The sequence below is a fragment of the Nonomuraea sp. NPDC001684 genome, assembly GCF_053596515.1.
This window is the reverse complement of the sequence record NZ_JBSFGJ010000378.1, coordinates 1-9,084: the sequence shown is the minus strand read 5'-3', so window position 1 is coordinate 9,084 and position 9,084 is coordinate 1. Positions and strand designations below refer to the sequence as shown.

Below are 9,084 nucleotides of genomic sequence, written 5' to 3'. Positions count from 1 at the left end.
GCACGCTGCGCCGGGCCCTGCACGAGAGCTGACCTGCCGCGCCATGCCCTCCGCCTACGACCTGGACCAGGTGCGGCACGCCAACGCCACCGGGCGGGTCCCGGTCGTCTTCGTCCACGACCCGTGGTTGCTGGCCGAGAGCTGGGAGCCCTGGGCCGAGGTGTTCGGGCAGGCGGGGTTCGTCCCCGTCATCCCGGCCTGGCCCGAGGACGGCGAGGCCGCCGGGCATCCCGCAGGCCACTTCGCCGGGTTGATCGGCGGGCTGGCGCGCCGGCCCGCCCTGGTCGGCCACGCGGCCGGCGGCCTGGTCGCGCAGATCCTGGCCGGCCGCGGGCTGGCCTGCGCCTGCGTGGCGATCAGCCCGGCGCCGTTCCGCGGGGCGCTCACGTACGGGCGCTTCCGGCACGCCGTGGCCAACGCCGTCGGCGAGGAGGAGGCCAGGCGGCTGTACGAGACGTACGCCGTCCCGGCGGCGGAGGCGGGCGACCCCACGGGCCTCGACGGCGCCGCGCCGGACCGGGGGCCGCTGCTGCTGGTCGCCGGCGAGATGGACCGCACGGTCCCGTGGGCCGCCGCGCACGCCGCCTACCTGTGGCAGGCCCGCAACCGGCACCATCTGACCGAGATCGTCGAGCTGCCGGGGCGCGGGCACTCGATGACCGTGGACAGCGGCTGGCGCGAGGTCTGCGGCACCGCCCTGACCTTCATCGAACGGTTCGTGGACCCCTGACCGGCCCGCTCAGCGAGCGCCTTCCGGGGGCGTCACAGTGGTCTCGACCGGGGCCAGGCGGGTGAGCTCGGCGGTCACGCGGGCCGCCCGGACGGCGTCGGCGGAGGCTTCGTACAGCTCCAGGGCCTCCTGGAACGCCTCGCGCGCCGCCTCCCGCCGTCCCAGCTCGACCAGCGCCCGGCCCAGGTTCGTCAGCGTCTGGGCCGTGGCCCGGTTGATCGGGCGCTTGCGCAGCTCGACCAGCGCCTCGCGATAGTGGTCGGCGGCCTCCTGCCAGCGGCCGAGCGCGAAGTAGCCGTCGCTCAGCAGGTCCAGCGCCGCCCCGACGGCGTGGGCGACGATGACCGGCGTGCCGCCGAACGCCGGGTCGCGCAGCCGTTCCAGCAGCTCCAGCCCGTGCCGTACGGCCTCCTCGATCCGGCCCAGCCGGCGCAGGCCGTTGCCGACGCTGAGCATCGCCTGGGCGTAGCCCTCGGGGTCGCCGGCCTGCCGGAAGCACTCCGCCGCCCGCCGCGCGTGCTCCAGGCCGGTCTCCGTGGCGCGCCGGTCGTCGCGCCCCCACAGCGCCCAGGTGGCGTAGGTCAGGGCCCAGCCCTGCTGGCGCACGTCCCCGACCTCGCGGGCCAGCTCCAGCGCGCGCAGCGCGGTCCGCTCGCCCTCGTCGTAGCGGCCCTGGCAGTACGTGCGCGCCCAGGACAGGTAGTTGAGGTGCACCGCCTCCTGCAGGCGGTCGCCCGTCTCGCGGGCCGCGCCGGACGACAGCTCGAACACCTCGGGCCAGTGCCCCCAGTGCATCCACAGGTCGGAGAACCAGTGCATGGCCTCGGCCACCTCGACGACCCGCGCGTGCTCGCCGGCGCGGGCCGCCTGCCGCAGCGCGGCCAGCCACGCCGCGCCCTCGGCCTGGAGCCATTCCTGCGCCTGCCGCGCGCTGTCCAGCGCGACCAGCGAGCTCCACCCGGACGGCGGCGCGCCGTAGCCGGGCTCGAACCAGCGCCCGGCGACGGTCGCGATCTCCAGCAGCCAGTCGTCCATCCGCCGCCGCGCCTGCCGCTGCGCCGTCATGGGCTCCTCGTCGGACAGCCGGGCGCGGGCGAACAGCCGGACCAGGTCGTGGAAGCGGTAGCGGCCGGGGTACGGCGACTGCAGCAGCCCGAGATCGACCAGCTCCTCCAGGGCGTCCTCGGCCTCGTCCGGGCCGAGCTCGGCGAGGACGGCCGTCATCGGCGCCCCGAAGTCCGGCGCGGCGGCCAGCGCCAGCCGCCGGAAGCCGCGCCGCGCGGGCGCCGACAGCTGCCGGTACGACAGCGCGAAGGCCGCTGCCACCGACAGGTCGCCGGCGGCCAGCGACTCCACCCGGCGTCCCTCGTCGCCGAGGCGGGCGGCCAGGTGCCCGGCGGTCCAGCCGGGCCTGCTCTGCAGCCGGTTCCCGGCGATGCGCAGCGCCAGCGGCAGGTTCCCGCACAGGTCGGCGACCTGGGCGACCCCGTCCGGGTCGGCGTCGGCGCGCTCGGCGCCGACGATCGCGCGCAGCAGCGCGGCCGACTCCCCGGCCGCCAGGTGCGCCAGCGGCACCTGGTGCACGCCCTCCAGCCCGGCCAGCGGGCGGCGGCTGGTGACCAGCGTCATGGACGGGCCCTCGGCGGGCAGCAGCGGGCGCACCTGGGCCTCGTGCGCGGCGTTGTCCAGGATGACCAGGCAGCGCCGGCCGCGCAGCAGGGCGCGGTACTGGCCGGCGCGGTCCTCCTCGTCGGCCGGGATGCGCCGCTCGGCCACGCTCAGGGCGTTGAGCAGCCGGGACAGCGCCGTGCCCGGGTCCAGCGGGACCGGGTCCATGCCGCGCAGGTCCAGGTAGAAGCGGCCGTCGGGGAACAGGTCGGCCAGGTGGGCGGCGGCGCGCACGGCCAGGGCGGTCTTGCCGATGCCGGCGGCCCCGGAGACGGCCGCGACGACGGCGGGCGCGTCCTCGGCCCCGGAGACGGCCCCGGAGACGGCGGCGGGCGCGTCCTCGGCCGTGCGGGCGGCCAGGTCGCGCAGCAGGCGCAGCTCCCGTTCGCGGCCGGTGAAGTCGCCCACGCCGCGGGGCGGCTCGCAGGCGCCGGGCGCGGCCTCCTGGCGCGGGCGGCCGGCGCGGGCGGCGTCGGACAGCGCCGTGCGCCGCGGCCCGTCCAGCCGCAGCGCCTCGGCCAGGGCCTCGACGGTGCGCCGCTGCGGGCCCCTGCTGGCCCCGCGTTCCATGTCGCCGATGGCGCGCACGCTGACGCCGGAGGCGTGGGAGAGCTCCTCGATGGTCAGCCCGGCGGCGTGTCTCAGGCTCCGCAGCATCGTGCCGAACGACTCCGCCACCCGTCCCCCTCAGCGCTGTGAGCGGCGAAATCCCCCGAAACGCCGCCTACCCACCTTATCTGCCGGAAATCGGGGTGAGGTGCTGGTCGATCGAGGTGTACGTCACGGTCCAGAAGTCCTCGAAGACCTCGGGCGCCACCGGCGACGTCATCGCCACCTGGGTGAACAGCACGCCCACCAGCCCCTCCGACGGATCGGCGTAGGCCGTGGTGCCGAGCCCGCCGGTCCAGCCGAACCGGCCCGGCCGGGTGTACAGGCGATCGGCCCGGGTGTCCACCTGCATCCCGAACCCCCAGCCGCCCGACCCGAGGAACGTCTCGGCGCCCGCCTTCTGGGCCGGCGACAGATGGTCGGCCGTCATCAGCTCGACCGAGGCCCGCGACAGGATCCGGCCGCCGTCGTGCCGCCCCTTCTCCAGCAGCATCCGGAGGAAGGCGGCGTAGTCGAGGGCGGTCGAGAGCAGGCCGGGGCCGCCGCCGCCGGACGGGAAGGCCGGCGGCTCGTGCCACACGCGCGGGTCGGGCCTCGGCGTCACGCCGCCCGAGCCGTCCGGCCGGTAGGAGGCCGCCAGGCGGTGGAGCTTGTCCGCGGGCAGGTGGTAGCCGGTGTCGCGCATGCCCAGGGGCTCGAAGACGCGCTCGGTCATGAAGTCGTGCAGCGGTTTCCCGGCGGCCCGCGCGACCAGCACGCCCAGGACGTCGGCGCTCGTGTGGTAGGTCCACCGCTCGCCCGGCTGGAACATCAGCGGCAGCGCGCCCAGCAGGGCGAGCCACTCGTCAGGGCCGCTGCCGGGGCCGTCGGGGCCGCGGTCGATCCGCGGGTCGCGCATCGCGCGCACGATGGGCAGCTCGTCGCCCTCCACCAGGAGCTGTCCCGTGCCCAGCCGGAAGGTCAGCAGGTCGCGTACGGTGATCGGCCGCGTGGCGGGCACCGTGTCGTCCAGCGGCGCGTCCAGGGCGCGCAACACCCGGCGACCGGCCAGCTCGGGGACGAGGTCGTCGATCGGGTCGTCGATCCGCAGGACGCACTCCTCCACCAGGATCATCGCCGCCGCCGCGGTGACGGCCTTGGTCAGCGACGCGATCCGGAAGATCGAGTCCGCCGCGACGGCCGCCCCGCCGCCGCGCTCCAGCGTGCCCATCGGCACGACGTGCGTCTCGCCCCGATGATGGACGAGCCCGACCAGCCCCGGCACCTCGCCCCGCGCCACGAACCCGCCCAGCACGCCCCGCATCCGCTGTTCCAGTACGCTCATCGGTCCTCCTGAAGTGACGTGTCGTGACAATGACCGGACGGACCCGGAAAACTCATCGTCATGGCGTGTCCATCCGGGCGGGTCCCGTTCGTGGTGAAGGCGTACGGCGGCCCCGCCGTACGCCGACCGCGAAGGGGAACACCGATGAAGTACATGCTGCTGATCAACGCCGGCACCTCCGACGAGCAGGAGCCGGGCGACTTCCAGGAGTGGATGGCCTACGACAAGTCCGTCCGGGAGGCGGGCATCCTGGTCTCCGGCGAGTCGCTGGCCGACCTGGTGACCGCCACCACCGTACGGGTGAGCGCCGACGGCACGCCGACCGTCACCGACGGCCCGTACGCCGAGACGCGCGAGGTGCTGGGCGGCTTCTACGTGATCGACGTGCCGGACCTCGACGCCGCCCTCGACTGGGCCGTGCGCTGCCCGGGTGCGCGCGGCGGCGGCTCGGTGGTGGTCCGCCCGGTCGCCGACTTCGATGCGTGAGATCGAGGCCGTCTTCCGTGAGGAGCGCGGCCGGCTGCTGGCCGCGCTCGTCCGCCGCTTCGGCGACCTCGACCTCGCCGAGGAGGTCACCTCCGACGCCGTCGAGGCGGCGCTGAGGCACTGGCCCGCCGAGGGCGTGCCGCCCAATCCGGGCGCGTGGCTGATGACCACCGCAAGGCGCAAGGCGGTCGACCGGCTCAGACGCGAGCAGGCGCTGGCCACCCGGCTGGCCGTCCTGGCGGCCGAGGCCGAGCGGGCCGCCCCCGAAGCGCCCCCCGGCGAGGACGGCTGCCTGCCCGACGAACGGCTGCGGCTCTTCTTCACCTGCGCCCACCCCGCGCTGCCGGCCGAGGACCGCGGGGCGCTGACGTTGCGCTGCCTGGCCGGCCTGACCACCCCCGAGGTGGCGCGGGCCTACCTGGTGCCGGCCCAGACGATGGCCAAGCGCATCGTCCGGGCCAAGAAGAAGATCAGGGAGGCGCGCGTGCCGTTCCGCGTGCCCGAGGCCCACGAGCTGCCGGAACGGGTGCCCGGCGTGCTCCAGGTGATCTACTCGATCTTCACCGAGGGCTACGCGGCCAGCTCCGGGCCCTTCCTCCAGCGGCTCGACCTGGCCGAGGAGGCGATCAGGCTGGCCCGGATCCTGCGCCGGCTGCTGCCCGCCGAGCGGGAGGTCGCCGGGCTGCTGGCGTTGCTGCTGCTGGTGCACGCCCGGCGCGACGCCCGTGCCGGGCCCGAGGGGGAGCCGGTGCTGCTCGGCGAGCAGGACCGCGGCCTCTGGGACCGGGCCATGATCGAGGAGGGCTCGGCGCTGGTGGTGACCGCGCTCACCGGCGGCCCGCCCGGCCCGTACGCCGTCCAGGCCGCGATCGCGGCGCTGCACGACGAGGCCCCGGACCTGGCCACGACCGACTGGCCGCAGGTCGTGGCCCTGTACGACGTGCTGCTCGCGCTCGACCCCTCTCCGGTGGTGGCGCTGAACCGGGCGGCGGCCGTGGCCATGCGCGACGGGCCCGAGGCCGGGCTGGCGCTGCTGGAGGAGCTGGCCGGGGCGCGGCGGCTGCGCGACTACCACCCGTACCTGCTGGCCCGCGCCGACCTGCTGCACCGGCTCGGCCGGCTGCCCGAGGCCGCCGAGGCGTACCGCGCCGCGCTCGGGGCGGCCGGGAGCGAGCCCGAGCGCACCCACCTCCGCCGCCGCCTGGCCGCGCTGGAGGAGGCCGGGCGCGAGGTTTGAGCACTGCCCTGACCAGGGAGAACTGCTGCGATGGGTGGAGCAGACGGTGACCGCTACCTGCCGATCGCCGAGCACGGCCTCATCGGCGATCTGCGCAGCGTGGCCCTGGTCGGCACCGACGGCACCATCGACTGGTACTGCTGCCCGGCCTTCGACTCGCCCAGCGTGTTCGCCTCGATCCTCGACGCCGACCGGGGCGGGGCGTTCGAGCTGGGCACCGACGTGCCGGCGCGGACCAAGCAGTTCTACTTCCCCGACACCAACGTGCTCATCACCCGCTTCTTCACCGAGAGCGGGGTGGGCGAGATCCAGGACTTCATGCCGATCATCGGCGAGCCGGGCGGCCGCGGCCGGCAGCGGCTGATCCGCCGGGTGCTCTGCGTGCGCGGCTCGCTGCCGTTCCACGCGCGGGTGGCCCCCCGCTTCGGCTACGGGGCCGACCCGCACGTCGTGCGCGAGGTCGACGGCCTGACCGTCTTCGAGTCCGCCCAGCTGACGCTCGGGCTGAGCGCCACCGTCCCGGTCGAGTGCGACGGACGCGACGTGCGGGCGTGCTTCACCCTCGTGGAGGGCGAGTCGGAGGTGTTCGCGCTCGACCGGATCGAGGCCGAGATCCCGCCCCTCGGCTGCCCGCACGTCGAGGCGGAGGAGGCGCTGACCGCCACGGTCGCGTTCTGGCGCAGATGGCTGTCGGCCTCCCGCTACCGGGGCAGGTGGCGGGAGATGGTCCACCGCTCGGCCCTGACGCTCAAGCTGCTGACGTACGCGCCGACCGGCGCGATCGTCGCCGCCCCGACCACCAGCCTGCCCGAGCTGATCGGCGGCGAGCGCAACTGGGACTACCGCTACCTGTGGGTCCGCGACGCCGCCTTCTGCGTCTACGCCCTGCTCCGGCTGGGCTTCACCGGCGAGGCCGAGGCGTTCATGTCGTTCCTGACCCGGCACGTCAGCCTGCGCCACGCCGGCCCCAACGGCCCCCTCCAGATCATGTACGGCATCGACGGCCGCACCGACCTGCCCGAACGGCAGCTCGACCACCTGGAGGGGTACCGCGGCTCGGCCCCGGTACGCGTCGGCAACGCCGCCGCCGGTCAGCTCCAGCTCGACATCTACGGCGCCCTGCTCGACTCCGTCTACCTCTACGACAAATGGGGCAAACCCATCTCCAGTGACCACTGGGACGCCGTCTGCGCCCTGGTCGACTGGGTCTGCGACAACTGGGACCAGCCCGACGAGGGCGTCTGGGAGACCAGGGGCGGACGCAAGAAGTTCCTGTACTCCCGGCTGATGTGCTGGGTCGCCATCGAACGCGCCATGCGCATGGCCGCCCGCCGCGGCCTGCCCGCCGACATCCCCCACTGGCGCGGGGCGCGCGACGACCTCTACCGGCAGATCATGGCCCACGGCTGGTCCGACGCGCGGCAGGCGTTCGTCCAGCACGAGGACGGCGACGTGCTCGACGCGGCGCTGCTGATGATGCCGCTGGCCAAGTTCGTCTCGCCCACCGACCCGAAGTGGCTGTCCACGCTCGACGCGCTCACCGCCGACCTGGTGTCCGACTCGCTGGTCTACCGCTACGACCCGGACGCCAGCCCCGACGGCCTGCGCGGCCAGGAGGGCACGTTCTCCATCTGCTCCTTCTGGTACGTCGAGGCGCTGGTCCGCGCCGGCCGGGTGGAGGAGGCCCGCCTGGCCTTCGAGAAGATGCTGACCTACGCCAACCACCTCGGCCTGTACGCCGAGGAGATCGGCCGGACGGGCGAGCAGCAGGGCAACTTCCCGCAGGCGTTCACCCACCTGGCCCTGATCAGCGCCGCCTTCAACCTCGACCGCGCCCTCGGCTGACCGCCGGAATCCCGGCGCTCCTGAGCGTTCAGGACTCGCCGGACAGCACGGCCGTCCCCAGGGACGCGCCGGAGATCACCCTCGCCGCGGTCGTCGTGGACGAGCCGGAGCCCAGTTCGGTCAGGGCGGCCCGGTCGAGGGCGTGCACGGTGAACTGGTAGGTGTTGACCGACCAGGGGGAGCACGGCCCCTGGTAGCCGTACAGGCTGGCGCTGCCGCGGTAGTAGATCTGCCGGGCCCCGGCCGGGGCCGTCGGACGGTAGGCGTGCTCGACGTTCTGCGGCAGCGAGGTCACGTCCGCCGGGATGTCGTAGATCACCCAGTGGATGAGGTTGTTGTTGTCCAGGTCCCGCATCACCAGGGCGTAGCCGCGGGTGCCGGCCGGGCCGCCGCTCCAGGTCAGGGGCGGTGACTCGTTGCGCCGGCCGGGGTCGCTCTGGCCGCCGCTGGTGCACTCGTGCACCTTCGGGATGATCCCGCCCTGGGTGAAGGCGGTGCTGGTGAGGGTGAAGGCGGTGGCGTTCGCCGGCGCCGCGGCGGTCACGGCGGCGGTCGTCGCGGTCGTCGCCGCGAGCAGGGCGTGCAGCACGATTCGTCTGACGGTCACAAAGGGCTCCTGAGAGGGGTTCGGTGCGCCGTTCGTTCGCGTCTGCTGTCGTGGGGTGTGCCCGCAGTGTAGGCACCGCGGGGTCGCCTCCGCCACCACCGCGAACGGCACACCCGCATGGAACCTGTCCGCCATGAACCGATATCAGGCTGAGTGGTCCGGTTTCTTTGTGATGCTGCTGGGAAGCAATGGCGCTGTCAGGCCGGGGGCACTCCTCCCCCACGAGGGGTGGCGACATCCGGCGCGGCAGAACGGGAGTGTGAAGCGTGGCAGTCACCGGCATCATCTCCGCCCTCATCATCGGGCTCGTCATCGGCGTCCTCGGCCGGCTGGTCGTGCCGGGCCGTCAGAGCATCCCCATCTGGCTCACCATCGTGATCGGCATCGTCGCGGCCCTCATCGGCACCGCGATCGCCGCCGCGGTCGGCGTCGCGGACACCCGCGGCATCGACTGGATAGAACTGGTCATCCAGGTGGTGCTCGCCGGTCTGGGGGTGGCCCTGGCGGCGGGCCTCTACGGCAGACGCAGCGTCCGGTAGAGCGGAACGCGCCGGGATCCCGGGGTGCGGCGAACGCGC

General features: G+C 74.5%; 8 protein-coding genes. 5 read left to right on the top strand and 3 right to left on the bottom strand.

Annotation, left to right across the window (positions count from 1 at the left end; translation table 11 throughout):
- On the top strand, window positions 1-730 hold a 730-nt coding region (locus ACWCSD_RS40340), incomplete at its 5' end, for an alpha/beta hydrolase (RefSeq protein WP_449922771.1).
- Window positions 731-739: 9 nt separating this feature from the next.
- Here ACWCSD_RS40340 and ACWCSD_RS40335 read toward each other — a convergent pair.
- Window positions 740-3,076, bottom strand: a complete 2,337-nt coding sequence (locus ACWCSD_RS40335; RefSeq protein WP_449922769.1) for an ATP-binding protein — start codon at window positions 3,074-3,076, stop codon at window positions 740-742.
- Between the two features lie 55 nt (window positions 3,077-3,131).
- Entirely contained in the window at window positions 3,132-4,331 is a 1,200-nt protein-coding gene (locus tag ACWCSD_RS40330; protein ID WP_449922767.1) for a serine hydrolase domain-containing protein, read from the bottom strand.
- Window positions 4,332-4,475: 144 nt separating this feature from the next.
- On the opposite strand from ACWCSD_RS40330, the gene ACWCSD_RS40325 reads away from it, so the two are divergent.
- From ACWCSD_RS40325 to ACWCSD_RS40315, 3 genes are read left to right on the top strand one after another with little or no spacing between them, the layout of a single operon-like run.
- Complete coding sequence (locus ACWCSD_RS40325) at window positions 4,476-4,817, top strand: YciI family protein (protein WP_352319589.1); 342 nt, start codon at window positions 4,476-4,478, stop codon at window positions 4,815-4,817.
- The gene (locus ACWCSD_RS40320) at window positions 4,810-6,054 is read left to right on the top strand and encodes an RNA polymerase sigma factor (RefSeq protein WP_449922765.1); all 1,245 of its coding nucleotides are present in this window, start codon (window positions 4,810-4,812) and stop codon (window positions 6,052-6,054) included. Before ACWCSD_RS40325 ends, ACWCSD_RS40320 begins: the two co-directional genes overlap by 8 nt.
- Before the next feature lie 30 nt (window positions 6,055-6,084).
- On the top strand, window positions 6,085-7,899 hold the full coding sequence (locus ACWCSD_RS40315) for a glycoside hydrolase family 15 protein (protein WP_449922763.1): 1,815 nt from the start codon (window positions 6,085-6,087) through the stop codon (window positions 7,897-7,899).
- 28 nt (window positions 7,900-7,927) lie between these two features.
- Here ACWCSD_RS40315 and ACWCSD_RS40310 read toward each other — a convergent pair whose 3' ends face one another.
- Window positions 7,928-8,506: a YbhB/YbcL family Raf kinase inhibitor-like protein gene (locus tag ACWCSD_RS40310; protein ID WP_397164740.1), complete on the bottom strand. Its 579-nt coding sequence runs from the start codon at window positions 8,504-8,506 to the stop codon at window positions 7,928-7,930.
- 266 nt (window positions 8,507-8,772) lie between these two features.
- On the opposite strand from ACWCSD_RS40310, the gene ACWCSD_RS40305 reads away from it, so the two are divergent.
- Window positions 8,773-9,045, top strand: a complete 273-nt coding sequence (locus ACWCSD_RS40305; RefSeq protein WP_387668368.1) for a GlsB/YeaQ/YmgE family stress response membrane protein — start codon at window positions 8,773-8,775, stop codon at window positions 9,043-9,045.
- Window positions 9,046-9,084: the final 39 nt, after the last annotated feature.